The organism is Arthrobacter sp. AFG7.2, from assembly GCF_002892835.1.
GTDB lineage: Bacteria > Actinomycetota > Actinomycetes > Actinomycetales > Micrococcaceae > Arthrobacter.
Map to the genome: position 1 here is coordinate 516516 of NZ_PJMB01000001.1, position 20369 is coordinate 536884.

Consider the following 20369-nt stretch of genomic DNA (forward strand, 5'->3'; position numbering starts at 1 on the left):
GCAGGCGCCTAGCGGCGCTTGCCCTTACGGTCGTCCTTGACATGGCCGCGGAATGTCCGCGTGGGAGCGAATTCGCCGAGCTTGTGCCCGACCATCGACTCAGTGACAAACACCGGAATGTGCTTGCGTCCGTCGTGTACGGCGATCGTGTGTCCGAGCATGTCGGGGATGATCATCGAACGGCGGGACCAGGTCTTGATGACGTTCTTGGTGCCCTTTTCGTTTTCCCTGGCTACCTTCACAAAGAGGTGCTGGTCAACGAAAGGACCTTTTTTCAGGCTGCGTGGCATGTGTCCAGGCTCCTATCGCTTGTTCTTGCCAGTACGACGGCGACGAACAATAAGCTTGTCGCTCTCTTTGTTGGGGCGGCGGGTGCGGCCTTCCCGCTGACCGTTGGGGTTGACGGGGTTACGTCCACCGGACGTCTTACCCTCACCACCACCGTGCGGGTGGTCAACCGGGTTCATGGCGACACCACGGACGGTCGGGCGGACGCCCTTCCAGCGCATGCGGCCGGCCTTGCCCCAGTTGATGTTCGACTGCTCGGCGTTGCCGACCTCGCCGACGGTTGCGCGGCAGCGCACGTCAACGTTGCGGATTTCGCCGGAAGGCAGACGCAGCTGGGCGAAGCGGCCTTCCTTTGCAACCAGCTGGATGGATGCGCCGGCGGAGCGGCCCATCTTGGCGCCGCCACCCGGACGCAGTTCAACTGCGTGGATAACGGTACCCACCGGGATGTTGCGCAGGGGCAGGTTGTTGCCAGGCTTGATGTCAGCGTTGGCGCCGGCCTCTACGAAGTCACCCTGGGACAGCTTGTTCGGGGCGATGATGTAACGCTTGGTGCCATCAACGTAGTGCAGGAGGGCGATGCGAGCCGTACGGTTCGGATCGTACTCAATTTCGGCAACGCGGGCGTTGACGCCGTCCTTGTCGTGGCGACGGAAGTCGATCAGACGGTACTGGCGCTTGTGTCCGCCACCCTTGTGACGGGTGGTGATCTTACCGGTGTTGTTACGGCCGCCCTTTTTGGGCAGCGGACGTACCAACGACTTTTCCGGCGTCGACCGCGTGATTTCGGTGAAGTCCGCTACGCTCGAGCCACGACGGCCCGGGGTAGTCGGCTTGTATTTACGGATTCCCATAATTTATTTCCTCGTTAAAGTGGTCTCCGCTACGAGAGCGGACCGCCGAAGATGTCGATGGTGCCTTCTTTGAGGGTGACAATCGCACGCTTGGTGTTCTTGCGGGTACCCCATCCGAATTTGGTGCGCTTGCGCTTACCGGCACGGTTGATGGTGTTGATCGAGTCGACCTTGACGGAGAAGATTTTCTCCACGGCCAGCTTGATCTCGGTCTTGTTCGAACGGGGGTCCACCAGGAAGGTGTACTTGCCCTCGTCGATCAGGCCGTAGCTCTTTTCCGACACGACGGGTGCAAGCACGACGTCGCGGGGATCCTTGATGGTGGCTGCACTCACTTGGCATCCTCCTCGTTCTTAGCTGCCTTAGCGGCAACGAATGCTTCGTAGGCAGCCTTGGTGAAGACAACGTCATCAGACACGAGAACGTCGTAGGTGTTCAGCTGGTCTGCGTACAGAACGTGAACACCCTCGAGGTTGCGCACGGACAGTGCAGCAACATCGTTGGCGCGCTCGATGACGACCAGCAGGTTCTTGCGCTCGGAAACACCACGCAGCGTTGCCAGTGCGGCCTTGGCGGAAGGCTTGGAGCCTTCAACCAGCTCGGCGACAACGTGGATGCGTCCGTTGCGGGCCCGGTCAGACAGTGCGCCGCGCAGTGCAGCAGCAATCATCTTCTTGGGGGTGCGCTGGCTGTAGTCACGCGGGGTGGGACCGTGGACAACGCCACCGCCGGTCATGTGAGGAGCACGGATGGAACCCTGACGGGCGCGGCCGGTACCCTTCTGCTTGAACGGCTTGCGTCCTGCACCGGAAACTTCAGCGCGGGTCTTGGTCTTGTGGGTACCCTGGCGAGCAGCAGCGAGCTGGGCAACGACAACCTGGTGCAGCAGCGGCACGTTGGTCTGTACGTCGAAGATCTCTGCAGGCAGGTCAACCTGGACAGTGTTAGCCATTGAACTAGGCTCCCTTCACGGCGGTGCGTACGAGTACGACCTGGCCGCGGGCGCCGGGAACGGCACCCTTGATAAGGAGCAGCGACTTCTCGACGTCAACCGCGTGGACCGTGAGGTTCAGCGTGGTGTGACGAACGGCGCCCATGCGGCCGGCCATTTTCATGCCCTTGAAGACGCGGCTCGGGGTGGATGCGCCACCGATTGAACCGGGCTTACGGTGGTTCTTGTGGGCACCGTGGGAAGCTCCAACGCCGTGGAAGCCGTGACGCTTCATAACACCGGCGAAGCCCTTACCCTTGGTGGTGCCGATAACGTCGATCTTCTGGCCGGCTTCGAAGACCTCTACCGAGAGCTCCTGGCCCAGCTCGTACTCAGCAGCATCTGCGGTACGGAGTTCGACGACGTGGCGGCGAGGCGTGACGCCTGCCTTGTCAAAGTGACCAGCCAGCGGCTTGGTGACCTTGCGGGGATCGATCTGGCCGTAGCCGATCTGAACGGCGACGTAGCCATCAGCTTCCGCGTTGCGCAGCTGGGTGATGACGTTCGAATCTGCCTGGACCACAGTGACAGGGATGAGCTTGTTGTTCTCGTCCCAGACCTGGGTCATGCCGAGCTTCGTGCCCAGCAGGCCCTTTACGTTACGGGTTGCGGTCATAGTCTCTCAGCACCTCCCTACAGCTTGATTTCGATGTTCACGTCAGCCGGCAGGTCGAGACGCATAAGCGAGTCAACAGCCTTCGGCGTGGGATCGATGATGTCGATAAGACGCTTGTGCGTGCGCATTTCGAAGTGCTCGCGGCTGTCCTTGTACTTGTGCGGAGAGCGGATAACGCAGTACACGTTCTTCTCCGTAGGCAGCGGCACGGGGCCCACTACCGTTGCGCCTGCGCGCGTGACCGTCTCAACGATCTTCCGTGCTGAAACGTCAATGACCTCGTGGTCGTATGACTTCAGCCGGATGCGGATTTTTTGTCCCGCCATGTCGCCTGACTCTCTTTCAGTAAATGCTGCTCTGTTTACTTACGTGTTGTATGGCTGCCGAAGCATTTGAAGTCGTAACTACCACCCGCCGCACAAACTGAATCCGGATGATCCGGGTTCCTCACCTTGCCGACGCAACCGACCCCCGCGGTCGGGCGTGTCGCGCTTTGCACGCAGACAAATCCGTTATCCATAGGGAGTGGGTTATGTTTGGTCTTCCACTTGGACCCTGACACCCGGCATTATCCGGATCGGGACACGAAGAAGCGCTTGAACAACTCATCTAGTATGCCGGAATTTGGCGCCAGAAGCGAATCGACCCCCATCCCGCTGTCCGTCCCGGCGTCCCCGGCAGGGCCATTGCCCCCGGTCCGTTCCGCAAGGATGATAGGGACATGACCCTGGAAAGCACAGAATCGGCCACTGAGCTGGCCGGCCGCATGCCGCCGTCGTTCACCTTGGGCGTCGCCGCCGCGGCTTTCCAAATCGAAGGCGCTTTATCCGACGGCGGCCGCGGGCCCTCCGGCTGGGACGCTTTTGCCGAGAAGCCCGGCACCATCATCGACGGGCACTCCCCCGCCGTGGCCTGCGACCACTACAACAGGCTGCCGGAGGATGTCGCGCTGCTCCAGGAACTCGGGGTTGACTCCTACAGGTTTTCGCTGTCGTGGCCGCGTATCCAACCTGACGGCCGGGGCGCGTTCAATAGAGAGGGCCTCGAATTCTACGACCGGCTCCTCGATCAACTGCTTGCTGCCGGTGTCTCCCCCATGGCCACGCTCTACCACTGGGATACGCCGCTGCCCCTGGAGCACCGGGGCGGCTGGCTGAACCGCGAGACAGCCGAGCGCTTTGGCGAATACGCCAGCGCCGCGGGCGAGCGGTTTGGCGACCGGGTGGCACAGTGGGTCACGCTCAACGAACCGGTCTCGGTAACCCTCAACGGCTACGCCCTGGGCGTCCATGCCCCCGGCCATGCGCTGATGTTCGACGCCCTCCCGTCCATCCACCACCAACTGCTCGCGCACGGCCTGGGCGCGCAAGCCCTGCGTGCGGCCGGCGTGACCGGGAGCATCGGGGTCACCAACCTGCATGCCCCCATCCGGCCGGCAAGCCGCAAAATTGGCGACCGGATGGTGGCCCATCTCTATGACCTTCTCATGAACCGGATTTATGCTGATCCGGTCCTGCTGGGCCGCTACCCTGCACTTCCCCTGTATGCCGGGCCGTGGCTCCGCTCCATCGGGAGGATTTCCGACGCCGACCTGCGCACCATCCATCAGCCGCTGGACTTCTACGGGCTCAACTACTACTTCCCCGTGAAGGTTGCGCTGGGCCGCGGGGCGGCCTCGATTCCGGCGGACGTACATAAAGCCGTGGCACGGCTGCCCTTCCACGAAGTCGGCTATCCGGAGTACAGCAGCACCGGGTTCGGCTGGCCGGTTGCTCCCGAGCACTTGGGCGTGCTGCTGAAGGAACTTCACGACCGCTACGGCGAAGTCCTCCCGCCGGTGTACATCACAGAGGGAGGCGCGAGTTTCCCGGAGCCGGATACTGTTTCCGGAACCTTGCAGGACGAGGAGCGGGTGAAGTACCTGGCCAGCCATTTGGGGGCGGCCCTTGATGCCACCACTCCCGGCGGGATCGCTGAGGGGGTGGACCTGCGCGGGTACTACGTCTGGACCTTGATGGACAACTTCGAATGGGCAGCAGGGTATTCACAGCGCTTCGGCCTGGTGCATGTGGACTTCAAGACGCTGGCGCGCACCCCGAAGCAGTCCTTTTACTGGTACCAGGCGCTGAGCCGTGCACGGAACCAGGGAGAAAGCCAGGCGCGTTCTTCCTGAGCCAGCCGCGACGTGGCCGTTGACTACGGGTTTTTATTTGCCCTGTTGATCCGCTTGGCACGATCGATCTCGTGGCGGAAGTGTCTCTTTGCCCAGAACACCCCGGCCACGACGGCAACAGCGACGATCAGGAAAATAAGCCAGCCCATGATGAACTCCTTTCGGTCCAGCAACAGTATCAGGGGTGCGTTAACCAAAAAGAACAGCCCCGCTGCAGTAGCAGCGGGGCTGTTCTTCAGTTCAACAAGAATTACTTGATGATCTTGGTAACGCGTCCTGAACCAACGGTGCGGCCGCCTTCGCGGATTGCGAAGCCGAGGCCTTCTTCCATTGCGATCGGCTGGATGAGCGCAACGGTCATCTCAGTGTTGTCGCCGGGCATAACCATTTCCGTGCCCTCAGGCAGGGTGATGACGCCGGTTACGTCCGTGGTACGGAAGTAGAACTGCGGGCGGTAGTTGGAGTAGAACGGGTTGTGACGTCCGCCTTCGTCCTTGGAGAGGATGTAGACGTTGGCCTCGAAGTCGGTGTGCGGGGTGATGGAACCCGGCTTGACGACAACCTGGCCACGCTCGACATCGTCGCGCTTGAGACCGCGGAGCAGGAGGCCACAGTTCTCGCCGGCCCATGCTTCGTCGAGCTGCTTGTGGAACATCTCGATACCGGTAACCGTGGTCTTTTGGACCGGGCGGATGCCAACGATCTCGACCTCGGAGTTGATGGCGAGGGTTCCACGCTCGGCGCGGCCCGTAACAACGGTGCCACGACCGGTGATGGTGAAGACGTCCTCGATCGGCATGAGGAACGGCTTGTCGCGGTCACGTACGGGGTCCGGAACGGACTCGTCGACTGCGGCCATCAGGTCCTCGACGGACTTGACCCACTCGGGATCGCCTTCCAGGGCCTTGAGGCCGGAAACGCGAACAACGGGTGCTTCGTCGCCATCGAAGCCCTGCGAGCTCAGGAGCTCACGAACTTCCATTTCAACGAGGTCCAGCAGTTCCTCATCGTCAACCATGTCGGCCTTGTTCAGCGCAACCAGCAGGTAGGGAACGCCAACCTGGCGGGCGAGCAGAACGTGCTCGCGGGTCTGAGCCATGGGGCCGTCAGTAGCGGCGACCACGAGGATAGCGCCGTCCATCTGGGCAGCACCGGTGATCATGTTCTTGATGTAGTCGGCGTGACCGGGGGCGTCTACGTGTGCGTAGTGGCGCTTCTCGGTCTGGTACTCAACGTGCGAGATGTTGATGGTAATGCCGCGCTGACGCTCTTCGGGAGCAGAGTCAATCGAGGCGAAGTCACGCTTCTCGTTGAGAGTCGGGTACTTGTCGTACAGCACCTTGGAAATGGCGGCCGTCAACGTCGTCTTACCGTGGTCAACGTGACCAATGGTGCCGATGTTAACGTGCGGCTTAGTCCGCTCGAACTTTGCCTTTGCCACAGGTTCCTCCTAGAACGTTTTCAAATGACTTACCCTTCAACCGCGCTTGTCGCGGCAGAAACTCAGGCAAGTCTACTTGGGGGGCTTTGGATTGGTGAAATTGCAGATTCAGGAACTAATACTAGTCCCTCGAGCCTGTTCGTGCAGATGGCCGAAACCGGCTTGACCGGATGGATCCGGCCGGCCCGGCCACCTGCACCGGCTGTGCGTCCCGGAACCGGGAAGCGCAACCGAGGTTATTCGCTGCGAGAGTCCGGGGACTATTCGCCGCGGGTCTTCTGGATGATCTCGTCGGCAACTGCCTTCGGGACCTCGGCGTAGCTGTTGAAGGTCATGGAGTACACAGCACGGCCCTGGGTCTTCGAGCGCAGGTCACCGATGTAGCCGAACATGCCGGACAGCGGAACGTGCGCACGGATAACCTTGACGCCCTGTGCATCTTCCATGGACTGCATCTGGCCACGGCGGGAGTTGAGGTCACCGATAACTTCACCCATGTATTCCTCAGGGGTGCGGACCTCGACATCCATCAGCGGTTCAAGCAGGACAGGGTTCGCCTTGCGTGCAGCTTCCTTGAAAGCCATACGGCCGGCGATCTTGAACGCCATTTCCGAGGAGTCAACATCGTGGTAAGCGCCGTCAACCAGCGTCGCCTTGATGCCGACAACCGGGTAACCGGCCAGGACGCCGTCGTTCAGCGCATCCTGGATACCAGCGTCAACCGACGGGATGTACTCGCGGGGAACGCGGCCACCGGTGACCTTGTTCTCGAACTCGTACAGCTCGCCCTCGGCAGTGTCCAGCGGCTCGATCGCAATCTGGATCTTTGCGAACTGGCCCGAACCACCGGTCTGCTTCTTGTGCGTGTAGTCGTGGCGTTCGACGGCGCGCTTGATGGTTTCGCGGTAGGCGACCTGGGGCTTGCCCACGTTGGCCTCGACCTTGAACTCGCGGCGCATGCGGTCCACCAGGATGTCCAGGTGGAGCTCGCCCATGCCGGCGATGATGGTCTGACCGGTGTCTTCGTTGAGGGACACCTGGAAGGTGGGGTCCTCAGCGGAGAGCTTCTGGATGGCCGTGGAGAGCTTCTCCTGGTCACCCTTGGTGTTGGGCTCGATGGCAACCGAGATCACGGGCTCCGGGAAGCTCATGGACTCGAGGACGATCTGGTTGGCGGAGTCGCACAGGGTGTCGCCCGTGGTGGTGTCCTTCAGACCGATGGCTGCGTAGATGTGGCCGGCGGTAGCGCCCTCGACGGGCATTTCCTTGTTGGCGTGCATCTGGAAGAGCTTGCCGATGCGCTCCTTCTTGCCCTTGGTGGAGTTGACCACCTGGGCGCCTGCTTCAACGTGGCCGGAGTACACGCGGATGAAGGTCAGCTGGCCGAAGAAGGGGTGTGCAGCAATCTTGAAGGCCAGTGCTGAGAAGGGCTCTTCAGAGGACGGCTTGCGGGTGAGTTCCTTCTCTTCGTCGCGAGGGTCGTGGCCGACCATCGGGGGGACGTCGAGCGGGTTCGGCAGGTAGTCCACGACTGCATCGAGCATGGGCTGAACGCCACGGTTCTTGAAGGCGGAACCGCAGAAGATCGGGTAGAGCTCAGAGTTGATGGTCATCTTGCGGATGCCGGCCTTGAGCTCGTCGATGGAGATCTCTTCACCCTCGAGGTACTTCTCCATGAGTTCCTCGGAGGACTCAGCGACGGTCTCAACGAGGTTCGCGCGGTACTCCTCGGCCTTTTCCTGGAGGTCAGCGGGGATCTCGCGGATCTCGTACTTCGCACCCATGGTCACATCGCCCTTGGCGTCGCCCGGCCATACCAGTGCACGCATGTAAAGCAGGTCGACAACGCCGATGAAGTCGTTCTCGGCACCGATCGGCAGCTGCATGACCAGCGGCTTGGCGCCGAGGCGGCTGATGATCGTGTCTACGGTGAAGTAGAAGTCAGCACCGAGCTTGTCCATCTTGTTGACGAAGCAGATGCGGGGAACGTTGTACTTGTCAGCCTGGCGCCAAACGGTCTCAGACTGCGGCTCAACGCCTTCCTTGCCATCGAAGACGGCAACGGCGCCGTCGAGGACGCGCAGGGAGCGCTCAACCTCAACGGTGAAGTCAACGTGGCCGGGGGTGTCGATGATGTTGATCTGGTTGTTTTCCCAGAAGCAGGTCACGGCGGCAGACGTGATGGTAATGCCGCGTTCCTTTTCCTGTTCCATCCAGTCGGTGGTCGAAGCGCCGTCGTGCGTTTCGCCGATCTTGTGGTTCACACCCGTGTAGAACAGGATGCGCTCGGTGGTGGTGGTCTTGCCGGCATCAATGTGGGCCATGATGCCGATGTTGCGGACCTTACTAAGGTCGGTAAGCACGTCCTGTGCCACGGGGTCTCCTTTTGGGATGGACTACGCGTTCGCCGCCGGCTCGGTTGAGCCGGCGGCGTCCGGGGAGTATTACCAGCGGTAGTGTGCGAAGGCCTTGTTGGACTCGGCCATCTTGTGGGTGTCTTCGCGACGCTTCACAGCGGCACCGAGACCGTTGGAGGCATCCAGGATTTCGTTCTGGAGGCGCTCGGTCATCGTCTTTTCGCGGCGGGCCTTGGAGTAGCCAACCAGCCAGCGCAGGGCGAGTGCGGTGGAGCGGCCCGGCTTGACCTCAACCGGAACCTGGTAGGTGGCGCCGCCGACGCGGCGTGAGCGGACCTCGAGGGAAGGCTTGACGTTGTCCATGGCCTTCTTGAGGGCTGCTACGGGGTCGCCGCCGGACTTGGCGCGTGCGCCTTCGAGGGCACCGTAGACGATGCGCTCTGCCGTGGACTTCTTGCCGTCAACCAGCACCTTGTTGATGAGCTGGGTAACCAGCGGGGAGCCGTAAACGGGATCTAGTACGAGCGGCCGCTTGGGGGCCGGACCCTTGCGAGGCATATTACTTCTTCTCCATCTTTGCGCCGTAGCGGCTGCGGGCCTGCTTACGGTTCTTGACACCCTGGGTATCGAGGGCGCCACGGACGATCTTGTAGCGGACACCCGGGAGGTCCTTCACACGACCACCGCGGACGAGCACAATGGAGTGCTCCTGCAGGTTGTGTCCCACACCGGGGATGTAGGCGGTTACTTCAACGCCGCCGTTGAGGCGCACACGTGCCACCTTACGCAGAGCCGAGTTCGGCTTCTTCGGGGTGGTGGTGTAAACGCGGGTGCAAACACCGCGGCGCATCGGGCTGCCCTTAAGCGCGGGGGCCTTGGTCTTTGAGACCTTAGGCGTGCGGCCCTTGCGGACCAGCTGGTTAATCGTAGGCACTCTCGTGTTCTCCGTTTTATCCGGAGTGGCCGCTTCCAGCCACTCTCCTTTGCGTTGCCCCGCCGCCTGGGCCTTGAAGAAGATCTCCAAGACGGCGAAGGCGAAGCCTTAATAGTCGGATCGCATACGCAGGGAATGACCCGACTCGCGTCTTCAATGGTCCCTAGGCATGCAAAAATGTGGCATACGTTGCACAAGAACCCTGCAAACCGGAAACGTCGCTCTGGTTCCGCTTTTCAGCTGAACCGGCGCACTCATCCACTGCCACAATAACAATTGGTAACAAGTCTAGCACGGACGGTGCCCAGCCCTTAATCCGGGCCGCGCTCCCCTACCCTTTGGGCGGTGCGCGGGGAAACGGGAAGGCCCCGCCCTGCCCTGCCTGTGACGGCGGACGGAGACGGGGCCTTCCGGCTAAGACAGCCGGTGGTTACCGGAAGTCGTTGCCCAGGTCGTAGTCATCCAGCGGGATGGCGTGGAACTCGGGAGCTCCGTCCCCACCCAGGGTGTCGTACGAGAAGTCACTGAATGCGCTGGGGCCGGTGAACAGGTTGGCCTTTGCTTCTTCAGTGGGCTCCACAGTGACCTCGGTGTAGCGCGGGAGACCCGTGCCGGCCGGGATCAGCTTACCGATGATGACGTTCTCCTTGAGGCCAAGCAGCGGATCGCTCTTGCCTTCCATGGCCGCCTGCGTCAGGACGCGGGTGGTCTCCTGGAAGGAAGCTGCGGACAGCCAGGACTCGGTGGCCAGTGACGCCTTGGTGATACCCATGAGCTCAGGACGTCCGGAAGCCGGAGTCTTGCCCTCGGACACAACACGGCGGTTGGCATCCTCGAAGCGGCTGCGCTCGGCGAGCTCGCCGGGCAGCAGGTCCGATTCGCCGGACTCGATGACCGTGACGCGGCGCAGCATCTGGCGGACGATAACCTCGACGTGCTTGTCGTGGATACCGATGCCCTGGCTGCGGTACACGCCCTGGACTTCGTCCACCAGGAACTTCTGTGCCGCACGCGGACCCATGATGCGCAGGACCTGCTTGGGATCCACCGGTCCGTTGATCAGCTTCTGGCCGACGGTGACGTGGTCGCCATCCTCGATCAGCAGGCGTGAACGGCGCAGGACCGGGTAGGCGATCTCTTCGGTTCCATCATCCGGGGTGATGACCAGGCGCATCTGGCGCTCGGACTCTTCGATGGTGATGCGGCCGGCTGCTTCAGCAATCGGTGCAACACCCTTCGGAGTACGGGCTTCGAAGAGCTCCTGGATACGGGGCAGACCCTGGGTGATGTCGTCGCCACCGCTGGCCGAGACAGCACCACCGGTGTGGAACGTACGCATGGTCAGCTGGGTACCGGGCTCACCGATGGACTGCGCGGCGATAATGCCCACAGCCTCGCCGATGTCCACGGTCTTGCCGGTGGCCAGCGAACGGCCGTAGCACAGTGCGCAGGTTCCGACGCTGGACTCACAGGTGAGTACGGAGCGGACCTTGACCTCGGTGATGCCGGCTGCGAACAGTTCAGCAATCACCACGTCGCCGCAGTCGGTGCCTGCGGCCGCGAGGACCTTGCCCTCGGAGTCCACGACGTCGACAGCAAGCGTACGTGCGTAGGCGCTGTTCTCGACGTTCTCGTCCAGGACCAGCTCACCGTTGGAATCGGCGACGGCGATGGGCGTGACCAGGCCACGCTCGGTGCCGCAGTCCTCTTCGCGGACGATGACGTCCTGGGAGACGTCCACCAGGCGACGGGTCAGGTAACCCGAGTTGGCCGTACGCAGAGCGGTGTCAGCCAGGCCCTTACGGGCACCGTGGGTGGCGATGAAGTATTCCAGAACCGACAGGCCCTCACGGTAGGAGGACTTGATCGGACGGGGAATAATTTCACCCTTCGGGTTGGCCACAAGACCACGGATACCCGCGATCTGGCGGACCTGCATCCAGTTACCACGTGCACCGGAGGACACCATGCGGTTAATGGTGTTCATCGGGGACAGGCTGTCACGCATCGCCTGGGCGATTTCGTTGGTTGCCTTGTTCCAGATCTCGATCAGTTCCTGGCGACGCTCGTCGTCGTCGATCAGGCCCTTGTCGTACTGTCCCTGGATCTTGGCAGCCCGCTCCTCGTAACCCGCGAGGATTGCCGGCTTGGCGGCGGGAACCTCGATGTCGGAGATGGCAACGGTGACGCCTGAACGGGTGGCCCAGTAGAAACCGGCATCCTTCAGGTTGTCCAGCGTTGCCGCGGTGACCACCTTCGGGTAGCGCTCGGCGAGGTCGTTGACGATGCGGGACAGTTCGCCCTTGTCGGCAACAGCCTCAACCCAGGGGTAGTCCTCGGGCAGGGTCTCGTTGAAGAGGACCTGGCCCAGTGAAGTCTGGACGAGTGCGGGCTGACCCGGCTCCCAGCCTTCCGGAGCTTCCCAGCCCGCGTACGGCACGAAGCCTTCGAGGCGGATCTTGACCTGCGAGTTCAGGTGCAGGTCGCGGGCGTCGAACGCCATGATGGCTTCCGACACCGAACCGAAGATGCGTCCTTCGCCGGCTGAGCCCTTGCGCTTGGTGGTCAGGTGGTAGAGGCCGATGATCATATCCTGCGAAGGCAGGGTGACCGGACGTCCGTCAGAGGGCTTCAGGATGTTGTTCGAGGACAGCATCAGGATGCGGGCTTCAGCCTGCGCTTCGGGGCTCAGCGGCAGGTGGACTGCCATCTGGTCGCCGTCGAAGTCAGCGTTGAAGGCGCCACAAACCAGCGGGTGGAGCTGGATTGCCTTGCCTTCAACAAGCTGCGGCTCGAATGCCTGGATGCCGAGGCGGTGCAGGGTGGGTGCACGGTTGAGCAGCACCGGGTGTTCGGTGATGATCTCTTCCAGCACGTCCCAGACCTGCGGACGGTAACGCTCAACCATGCGCTTTGCCGACTTGATGTTCTGGGCGTGGTTGAGGTCAACCAGGCGCTTCATCACGAACGGCTTGAAGAGCTCCAGGGCCATCTGCTTGGGCAGGCCGCACTGGTGCAGCTTCAGCTGCGGGCCGACGACGATGACCGAACGGCCGGAGTAGTCGACGCGCTTGCCGAGGAGGTTCTGGCGGAAACGGCCCTGCTTGCCCTTGAGCATGTCGCTCAGGGACTTCAGCGGACGGTTGCCCGGTCCGGTGACCGGACGGCCGCGGCGGCCGTTGTCGAAGAGGCTGTCAACGGCTTCCTGAAGCATGCGCTTCTCGTTGTTGACGATGATCTCCGGGGCACCGAGGTCAAGCAGGCGCTTGAGGCGGTTGTTGCGGTTGATCACGCGGCGGTACAGGTCGTTGAGGTCGGAGGTCGCGAAACGGCCACCGTCCAGCTGGACCATGGGGCGCAGTTCCGGCGGGATCACCGGGACGGCGTCGAGGACCATGCCAAGCGGGCTGTTGTTGGTGGTCAGGAACGCGTTGACCACCTTCAGGCGCTTGAGGGCACGGGTCTTGCGCTGGCCCTTGCCGTTGGCAATGATGTCGCGCAGCAGGTCAGACTCAGCCTGCATGTCGAAGCTTTCAAGGCGCTTCTTGATGGCTTCGGCACCCATGGAGCCTTCGAAGTACATGCCGTAGCGGTCGCGCAGCTCGCGGTACAGGCCTTCGTCACCTTCGAGGTCGGCGACCTTGAGGTTCTTGAAGCGGTCCCAGACCTGCTCGAGGCGCTCAATGTCGGCGTCGGCGCGCTTGCGCACGTTGGCCATCTGGCGGTCGGCGGAGTCGCGTGCCTTCTTCTTGTCGGCAGCCTTTGCGCCTTCGCCCTCAAGGCGGGCAATTTCGCCTTCGAGGTCGCGGGCGATCGCCGCGATGTCGGAGTCGCGGTTGTCGATCAGCTGCTTCTTCTCGATGTCGTGCTCAACCTGCAGGTTGGGCAGTTCCTCGTGGCGGGCGGCTTCGTCCACGCTGGTGATCATGTAGGCAGCGAAGTAGATGACCTTTTCGAGGTCCTTCGGTGCCAGGTCAAGGAGGTAGCCCAAACGGGAGGGAACACCCTTGAAGTACCAGATGTGCGTTACGGGAGCGGCAAGCTCGATGTGGCCCATGCGTTCGCGGCGGACCTTTGCGCGGGTGACTTCAACGCCACAACGCTCACAGATGATGCCCTTGAAGCGCACGCGCTTGTACTTGCCGCAGTAGCATTCCCAGTCCCGGGACGGGCCGAAGATCTTCTCGCAGAAGAGGCCGTCCTTCTCGGGCTTGAGCGTGCGGTAGTTGATGGTTTCCGGCTTCTTAACCTCGCCGTAAGACCAGCCGCGGATGTCTTCCGCGGTGGCGAGGCCGATCTGCATGAGGCCGAAGGAGGATTCGCTGGACATATGGTCCCTGTTCTCTCTTGTTCTCTAAATTCTGAAGTCTTGGGTGCGGAATGAGGGAAGGAGGACGACGGCGGACGCTCAGCCCGCCGTCGTCGGACTCCTTAGACCTCTTCTACGGAACTGGGCTCTGCACGAGACAGATCGATGCCCAGTTCTTCCGCAGCCGTGAAGACTGCGTCATCAGAGTCACGCATTTCAATTGTGGTTCCGTCCGTGGAGAGGACTTCCACGTTCAGGCACAGCGACTGCATTTCCTTGATCAAGACCTTGAAGGACTCAGGAACGCCCGGCTCGGGGATGTTCTCGCCCTTGACGATGGCTTCGTAGACCTTCACACGACCATGGATGTCATCAGACTTGATCGTGAGGAGTTCCTGGAGCGTGTAGGCGGCGCCGTAAGCTTCGAGCGCCCACACTTCCATTTCACCGAAGCGCTGGCCACCGAACTGTGCCTTACCACCCAGCGGCTGCTGCGTGATCATGGAGTACGGGCCGGTGGAGCGTGCGTGGATCTTGTCGTCCACCAGGTGGTGGAGCTTCAGGATGTACATGTAGCCGACCGAGATCGGATCCGGGAACGGCTCGCCGGAGCGGCCGTCGAACAGACGGGTCTTGCCTGAGGAGTTGATCAGGCGGTCACCGTCGCGGGTCACGTTGGTGGAGTCCAGCAGGCCCGTGATTTCCTCTTCGCGGGCGCCGTCGAACACCGGCGTTGCAACAGTGGTCTGGCCACTTTCGCGCGGCAGGTTCGGCAGCTGCTTGACCCACTCGGGCTCGCCTTCGATCTTCCAACCGGTCTTGGCAACCCAGCCGAGGTGCGTTTCAAGCACCTGGCCCACGTTCATACGGCCCGGGACACCCAGCGGGTTCAGGACGATATCAACGGGGGTGCCGTCGGCAAGGAAGGGCATGTCCTCAATGGGGAGGATCTTGGAGATAACACCCTTGTTGCCGTGGCGGCCGGCGAGCTTGTCGCCGTCGGTGATCTTGCGCTTGGCGGCCACGTAGACGCGGACCAGCTGGTTCACGCCCGGGGGCAGCTCGTCGTCGTTGTCGCGGTCGAAGACGCGCACGCCGATGACGGTGCCGGACTCGCCGTGGGGCACCTTCAGCGAGGTGTCGCGCACTTCGCGGGACTTCTCACCGAAGATGGCGCGCAGCAGGCGCTCCTCCGGGGTCAGTTCGGTTTCACCCTTCGGGGTGACCTTTCCGACCAGGATGTCCCCGGCTTCAACCTCGGCACCGATGTGGATGATGCCGCGCTCGTCCAGGCCGCCCAGAACTTCCTCGGACACGTTGGGGATGTCACGGGTGATTTCCTCGGCACCGAGCTTGGTGTCGCGGGCATCGATCTCGTGCTCCTCGATGTGGATGGAGGAAAGAACGTCCTCGGCAACGATGCGCTGCGAGAGGATGATGGCGTCCTCGAAGTTGTGGCCTTCCCATGACATGAATGCCACGAGCAGGTTCTTACCAAGGGCGAGCTCGCCCTGGTCCGTTGCCGGTCCGTCGGCGATGATGCCGCCAACTTCCAGGCGCTGGCCTTCGTTCACCAGGACACGGTGGTTGTAGCAGTTGCCCTGGTTGGAGCGGGCGAACTTGTTGATGCGGTAGTTGGTCTCCGTGCCGTCGTCATTAAGCATGATGACGAGCTCGGCGGAAACCTCGGTGACCACACCGGCCTTCTTCGCGATGACAACGTCACCGGCGTCGACGGCTGCGGCGCGCTCCATGCCGGTGCCCACGAAAGGGGCCTCGGAGCGGACCAACGGCACGGCCTGGCGCTGCATGTTGGCACCCATGAGTGCACGGTTTGCATCGTCATGCTCAAGGAACGGGATCAGGGCGGTAGCCACGGACACCATCTGGCGCGGGGAAACGTCCATGAACTCGACGTCCTCGGCGGGAACGAGCACGGGCTCGCCTCCACCACCGCGGGCACGGACCAGGACGGTGTCTTCGGCGAACTTCTTGTTCTCGTCCAGCGGCGCGTTGGCCTGGGCGATCAGCACCTCAGCCTCGTCGTCGGCCGTCAGGTACTGCACGTCGTCGGAAACGACGCCGTTCTTGACCAGGCGGTACGGGGTCTCGATGAAGCCGAACGGGTTGATGCGTCCGTAGGAAGCCAGCGAACCGATCAGGCCAATGTTCGGGCCTTCAGGGGTTTCGATGGGGCACATACGTCCGTAGTGGGACGGGTGCACGTCACGGACTTCCATGCCGGCACGGTCACGGGACAGACCACCCGGGCCAAGCGCAGACAGGCGGCGCTTGTGGGTCAGGCCCGAGAGCGGGTTGTTCTGGTCCATGAACTGCGACAGCTGGGAGGTTCCGAAGAACTCCTTGATCGCTGCAACCACGGGGCGGATGTTGATCAGGGTCTGCGGCGTGATGGCCTCGACGTCCTGGGTGGTCATACGCTCGCGGACAACGCGCTCCATGCGGGACAGGCCGGTGCGGACCTGGTTCTCGATGAGCTCGCCGACGGCGCGGATGCGGCGGTTGCCGAAGTGGTCGATGTCGTCGATTTCGACGCGCAGGTCCACTTCCTGGCCATCGCGGGTGCCCTTGATGGTCTTCTCGCCGGCGTGCAGCGCGACGAGGAACTTGATCATGGCCACGATGTCTTCAACATGCAGGACCGAAGCTTCCTTGTCGCCAAGGGAGCGGTCGATGCCAAGCTTGCGGTTGATCTTGTAGCGGCCAACCTTGGCCAGATCGTAGCGCTTGGAGTTGAAGTACAGGTTGTCCAGCAGGGACTGGGCAGCCTCGACGGTGGGCGGCTCGCCCGGACGCAGCTTCCGGTAGATGTCCAGCAATGCGTCTTCGCGGGTTTCGGTTGCGTCCTTCTCCAGCGTTGCGCGCATGGAGTCGTACTGGCCGAACTCTTCGAGGATCTGGCCTTCGGTCCAGCCGAGGGCCTTCAGCAGAACGGTGACGGACTGCTTGCGCTTGCGGTCGAGGCGAACGCCGACCTGGTCGCGCTTGTCGATTTCGAGTTCGAACCAGGCGCCGCGGGACGGGATGATCTTCGCGGTGAAGATGTCCTTGTCGCTGGTCTTGTCAGCGGCGCGCTCGAAGTAGGCACCCGGGGAACGGACCAGCTGGGAGACGACGACACGCTCGGTGCCGTTGACCACGAAGGTGCCCTTCTCGGTCATCAGCGGGAAGTCACCCATGAACACGGTCTGCTGCTTGATTTCGCCCGTGTTGTTGTTCATGAACTCGGCCTTGACGTACAGCGGAGCCGAGTACGTCGCGTCCCGGTCCTTGCATTCGGCCATGGTGTACTTGGGGTCAGCGAACTCCGGATCGGAGAAGCTCAGGGACATGGTGCCCTGGAAGTCCTCGATCGGGGAGATCTCTTCGAAGATGTCCGAGAGCCCGGACGTGGTGGCGACGCTGAGATCGTTTTCTTCGACAGCCTTCGCTACGCGTGCCTGCCAGCGTTCGTTTCCGACCAGCCAGTCGAAGCTGTCCGTCTGGAGGGCAAGCAGATTCGGAACGTCAAGAGGTTCGTGAATCTTTGCGAATGAGAGCCGGCGAGTGGCACCATCAGTGCTGTCGGCGGTGTTAGCGGTTTCGTTATTAGAGGTGCTCGAGGCGACCAAGAGGGATCCTTCCACAGACCTTCAGGCGTTTTCAGATCTCCCCCGCTGTGCACCCTGCGGAATGCTCCGCAGTGCTACCATCCGGTTCCGCTATATGACCCGGGGCCCGTACTGACCATGCTGTGACGTTGTTGACGGCACGTTGATAGTCAGCTGCCAGGCAAAGCCCACCGCTATATGAAGGCTGAAGGTAAACAGGGAAGACGCAAATATCTACGATACGGCAAAACAACCTACGTGTCTACCCCATGTCCGGCCGGAATGCAAGCACCGGTTTCAACGCTGTTTCCGGCTGTTTCCGGGGATGCTGCTGATGACCTGGGCCCGCTAGAGCAGCAGCGTCACCCCTTCGGCAGTGCAGGTCCCGGCGTTGGCAAAGACAGCATCCCGTAAGGCATCCTTTGATTCCTGCGCGGGCCCGCCGCCGGACCCAGCGGCAGCTGAGTGGTCAATTGCCAGCAGGCTCAGGGCAGCGAACAGGCCGCGCAGGTCACCGGAGACCGTGTCCTTGGCCTCCTCTGCGCGCACGTAGATGTCCTCGTAGCCCTCGGAATCACTCGAGGGAACGGCGGCGTAGCCCGCGAACAGCGCGTTGAATTCCTCGCAGGCCGCCTTCGCGCCGTTGGAAGAGGACGACGACGGCGACCCTGCGCTGCTGCCGAAGGATCCCTCGGTGCGGGCAGGGCGTGGCGTCGGCTGGGACGGCGCTGTCGGCGAGCCTTCCGGCGCGGGAGTGGATACGGAACAGCCGGTGAGCGCTGTGAGGGCTGCCGCCGCGGCCATGGCCAGGATTCTTTTCATGCTGCTGCTCCTACCATTCCCGGGCACGGACCCGCTGTCCCCCCGCAAAAGTGTCCGCGGTCCACCCTACGCAGCCCGCCGCCGTCGTGCACGTTCACTGTGTGGGGACTTCTCCCCTGCCATAAGCCAACAGATCACCCCGCCCGCGGAATGCACATAGCCCGCCAGGCGTTTGAATAGTTAGGTGACCAGGGTCACGATAACCTTGGTGGTTTACATCGGATGGATTGGAAGAGACAACCATGGGCAACTCCCCGGACAACACTGACGTTGTCATACTTGCAGCAGCGCGGACCCCGCAGGGCCGGATCAACGGGCAGTTGGCTGCCTTCACCGCCGTGGAGCTGGGTTCCCGCGCCATTAAGGCGGCCCTGGACTCCAGCGGCGTGGATGTGAGCGATGTTGAGGCCGTGATCATGGGCCAGGTCCTGCAGGCGGGTGCCGGCCAGAACCCCGCCCGACAAAGCTCGGTGGGCGCAGGCATCGGATGGGACGTCCCTGCCGTGACGGTCAACAAGGTGTGCCTTTCCGGGCTCACCGCCGTGATTGACGCCGCCCGGATGATCCGCGGTGGAGAAGCGGCAGTAGTGGTGGCAGGCGGCCAGGAATCGATGACGCGGGCGCCGCATCTGTTGCCCGGATCCAGGCAGGGCTGGACGTACGGTTCAATCCAGGCGTTGGATGCGGCCGCGCACGATGGCCTCACTGACGCCTTCGACGGCCAGTCCATGGGGCTGTCCACCGAAACCCGGAACCTGTCCCTGGGCATCGACCGGACATCCCAGGACAACGTTGCCGCCCAGTCCCACCAGCGCGCTGCCCTTGCCGCCAAGAACGGAACGTTCGACGACGAAATCGTCCCGGTCAGCGTGAAGCAGCGCAAGGGCGACCCGATTGTGGTGTCCACTGATGAAGGGGTGCGTCCCAACACTTCCGTTGACACTCTCGCCGGGCTGCGGGCAGCCTTTGTCACCGACGGCACCATCACCGCTGGTAATTCCTCTCCCCTGTCAGACGGGGCTGCAGCCCTGGTGCTGTCATCCCGGAGCTATGCGGAGGAACACGGCCTCGAGTACCTGGCCGTTGTTGGAAAGTCCGGGCAAGTGGCGGGACCTGACAACTCACTGCATTCGCAGCCGTCCAACGCCATCAGGAACGCGTTGGCGCGCGCCGGCTGGACCACCGCAGATCTCGATTTCATCGAGATCAATGAAGCATTTGGATCCGTAGCCGTGCAGTCACTCAAAGACCTCGACTACCCTCTTGAAAAGTGCAACATCCACGGCGGCGCCATTGCCCTGGGCCACCCCATCGGCGCCACAGGTGCCCGGCTGGCTGTCCACGCCGCGCACGAACTGAAGCGGCGCGGAACAGGTAAAGCTGCCGTATCGCTCTGCGGCGGCGGCGGGCAGGGCGAAGCGCTCCTGCTCTACCGCGACTGATGGCGAACGAGGGATCGGCGGGCCAAAGTAGCGGGGCAGCCGGGGTGGCTGGCCGGGAACGGTTCCGGGCTGACGCCGCCGCCCGTGGCCTGATGGTGGAGGTTGTGGCGAGACCGGCCGCCAAAAGCCTGGAAGAGTCGGCAGGAATTCTTGGCATCCGCCCTGCGGACATCGTCAAGTCGCTGGTGGTCAAGCATAAGGACGGTTCTTTCCTGTTTGCACTGATTCCCGGCGACCGCCAGATTTCATGGCCCAAGCTGAGGACCCTGGTCGGCGTCAATAAGCTGTCGCTGCCGCCTGCCGAGGTTGCGCTGGACGCGACGGGTTACGAGCGGGGAACCATCACGCCGCTGGGCAGCACCAACAACTGGCCTGTCTACGCGGACGCCACCATAACTGGGCGCAGGATCTCGATGGGTGCCGGTGCCCACGGCTACAGCGCCTTTGTGGACGCCGATGCGCTGACCGCAGCTTTGCGCGCCGTCGTCGCTGACATTTCCGAGCCCGGGTAGCGTCACCCCGGCAACCAAA

17 protein-coding genes are annotated in these 20369 nt (G+C 62.5%); 3 read left to right on the forward strand and 14 right to left on the reverse strand.

The window, feature by feature from the left end; all coding sequences use genetic code 11:
- Positions 1-8 precede the first annotated feature (8 nt).
- From rpsS to rpsJ, 6 genes are read right to left on the reverse strand one after another with little or no spacing between them, the layout of a single operon-like run.
- Positions 9-290: a 30S ribosomal protein S19 gene (rpsS, locus tag CXX84_RS02430; RefSeq protein WP_003803803.1), complete on the reverse strand. Its 282-nt coding sequence runs from the start codon at positions 288-290 to the stop codon at positions 9-11.
- Between the two features lie 12 nt (positions 291-302).
- Positions 303-1142 (reverse strand): 50S ribosomal protein L2, encoded by an 840-nt coding sequence (gene rplB, locus CXX84_RS02435; RefSeq protein ID WP_102975109.1) that lies wholly within the window; start codon positions 1140-1142, stop codon positions 303-305.
- Between the two features lie 29 nt (positions 1143-1171).
- The gene (rplW, locus tag CXX84_RS02440) at positions 1172-1477 is read right to left on the reverse strand and encodes a 50S ribosomal protein L23 (RefSeq protein ID WP_102975110.1); all 306 of its coding nucleotides are present in this window, start codon (positions 1475-1477) and stop codon (positions 1172-1174) included.
- Complete coding sequence (gene rplD, locus CXX84_RS02445; protein ID WP_102975111.1) at positions 1474-2094, reverse strand: 50S ribosomal protein L4; 621 nt, start codon at positions 2092-2094, stop codon at positions 1474-1476. The genes rplW and rplD overlap by 4 nt, the downstream gene beginning before the upstream one ends.
- 4 nt (positions 2095-2098) lie before the next feature.
- Positions 2099-2749 (reverse strand): 50S ribosomal protein L3, encoded by a 651-nt coding sequence (gene rplC, locus CXX84_RS02450; RefSeq protein WP_102975112.1) that lies wholly within the window; start codon positions 2747-2749, stop codon positions 2099-2101.
- A 17-nt stretch (positions 2750-2766) separates the two neighbouring features.
- Positions 2767-3075, reverse strand: a complete 309-nt coding sequence (rpsJ, locus tag CXX84_RS02455) for a 30S ribosomal protein S10 (RefSeq protein ID WP_003803825.1) — start codon at positions 3073-3075, stop codon at positions 2767-2769.
- 395 nt (positions 3076-3470) lie between these two features.
- On the opposite strand from rpsJ, the gene CXX84_RS02460 reads away from it, so the two are divergent.
- Positions 3471-4922 carry a GH1 family beta-glucosidase gene (locus tag CXX84_RS02460; protein WP_102975113.1) on the forward strand — a complete coding sequence of 484 codons (1452 nt, stop codon included), beginning with the start codon at positions 3471-3473 and terminating at the stop codon, positions 4920-4922.
- Positions 4923-4945: 23 nt separating this feature from the next.
- On the opposite strand, the gene CXX84_RS19400 is transcribed toward CXX84_RS02460, so the two are convergent.
- The 8 genes from CXX84_RS19400 to CXX84_RS02495 form a co-directional block, all read right to left on the reverse strand.
- Positions 4946-5071, reverse strand: a complete 126-nt coding sequence (locus CXX84_RS19400) for a hypothetical protein (RefSeq protein ID WP_262982116.1) — start codon at positions 5069-5071, stop codon at positions 4946-4948.
- Between the two features lie 101 nt (positions 5072-5172).
- Entirely contained in the window at positions 5173-6363 is a 1191-nt protein-coding gene (tuf, locus tag CXX84_RS02465) for an elongation factor Tu (RefSeq protein ID WP_003803827.1), read from the reverse strand.
- A 260-nt stretch (positions 6364-6623) separates the two neighbouring features.
- A complete protein-coding gene (fusA, locus tag CXX84_RS02470; protein WP_102975114.1) occupies positions 6624-8738 on the reverse strand; it encodes an elongation factor G in 2115 nt (704 codons plus the stop codon).
- A gap of 69 nt (positions 8739-8807) precedes the next feature.
- Positions 8808-9278, reverse strand: a complete 471-nt coding sequence (gene rpsG / locus CXX84_RS02475; protein ID WP_026531948.1) for a 30S ribosomal protein S7 — start codon at positions 9276-9278, stop codon at positions 8808-8810.
- Between the two features lies 1 nt (position 9279).
- Positions 9280-9654, reverse strand: a complete 375-nt coding sequence (gene rpsL / locus CXX84_RS02480; protein WP_009358312.1) for a 30S ribosomal protein S12 — start codon at positions 9652-9654, stop codon at positions 9280-9282.
- A gap of 430 nt (positions 9655-10084) precedes the next feature.
- Positions 10085-13984: a DNA-directed RNA polymerase subunit beta' gene (locus tag CXX84_RS02485; protein ID WP_102975115.1), complete on the reverse strand. Its 3900-nt coding sequence runs from the start codon at positions 13982-13984 to the stop codon at positions 10085-10087.
- Between the two features lie 101 nt (positions 13985-14085).
- Positions 14086-17595, reverse strand: a complete 3510-nt coding sequence (gene rpoB / locus CXX84_RS02490; RefSeq protein WP_102975116.1) for a DNA-directed RNA polymerase subunit beta — start codon at positions 17593-17595, stop codon at positions 14086-14088.
- A 327-nt stretch (positions 17596-17922) separates the two neighbouring features.
- Entirely contained in the window at positions 17923-18396 is a 474-nt protein-coding gene (locus CXX84_RS02495) for a hypothetical protein (RefSeq protein WP_102975117.1), read from the reverse strand.
- 242 nt (positions 18397-18638) lie between these two features.
- Here CXX84_RS02495 and CXX84_RS02500 point away from each other — a divergent pair, with 242 nt between their 5' ends.
- Both CXX84_RS02500 and CXX84_RS02505 read left to right on the forward strand, forming a co-directional pair.
- Positions 18639-19838, forward strand: coding sequence for an acetyl-CoA C-acetyltransferase (locus CXX84_RS02500; protein WP_102975118.1), 1200 nt, complete (start codon positions 18639-18641; stop codon positions 19836-19838).
- The gene (locus CXX84_RS02505; protein ID WP_102975119.1) at positions 19838-20350 is read left to right on the forward strand and encodes an aminoacyl-tRNA deacylase; all 513 of its coding nucleotides are present in this window, start codon (positions 19838-19840) and stop codon (positions 20348-20350) included. Before CXX84_RS02500 ends, CXX84_RS02505 begins: the two co-directional genes overlap by 1 nt.
- Positions 20351-20369: the final 19 nt, after the last annotated feature.

Excerpts from the sequence above, each read along its gene's own strand:
- CXX84_RS02500 (WP_102975118.1), top strand. The coding sequence starts at position 18,639 with ATGGGCAACTCCCCGGACAACACTGACGTTGTCATACTTGCAGCAGCG.
- CXX84_RS02505 (WP_102975119.1), top strand. The coding sequence starts at position 19,838 with ATGGCGAACGAGGGATCGGCGGGCCAAAGTAGCGGGGCAGCCGGGGTG.
- rpsS (WP_003803803.1), bottom strand. The coding sequence starts at position 290 with ATGCCACGCAGCCTGAAAAAAGGTCCTTTCGTTGACCAGCACCTCTTT.
- CXX84_RS19400 (WP_262982116.1), bottom strand. The coding sequence starts at position 5,071 with ATGGGCTGGCTTATTTTCCTGATCGTCGCTGTTGCCGTCGTGGCCGGG.
- rpsJ (WP_003803825.1), bottom strand. The coding sequence starts at position 3,075 with ATGGCGGGACAAAAAATCCGCATCCGGCTGAAGTCATACGACCACGAG.
- rplB (WP_102975109.1), bottom strand. The coding sequence starts at position 1,142 with ATGGGAATCCGTAAATACAAGCCGACTACCCCGGGCCGTCGTGGCTCG.
- rplC (WP_102975112.1), bottom strand. The coding sequence starts at position 2,749 with ATGACCGCAACCCGTAACGTAAAGGGCCTGCTGGGCACGAAGCTCGGC.
- CXX84_RS02495 (WP_102975117.1), bottom strand. The coding sequence starts at position 18,396 with ATGAAAAGAATCCTGGCCATGGCCGCGGCGGCAGCCCTCACAGCGCTC.
- CXX84_RS02460 (WP_102975113.1), top strand. The coding sequence starts at position 3,471 with ATGACCCTGGAAAGCACAGAATCGGCCACTGAGCTGGCCGGCCGCATG.
- rplD (WP_102975111.1), bottom strand. The coding sequence starts at position 2,094 with ATGGCTAACACTGTCCAGGTTGACCTGCCTGCAGAGATCTTCGACGTA.
- CXX84_RS02485 (WP_102975115.1), bottom strand. The coding sequence starts at position 13,984 with ATGTCCAGCGAATCCTCCTTCGGCCTCATGCAGATCGGCCTCGCCACC.
- rpsG (WP_026531948.1), bottom strand. The coding sequence starts at position 9,278 with ATGCCTCGCAAGGGTCCGGCCCCCAAGCGGCCGCTCGTACTAGATCCC.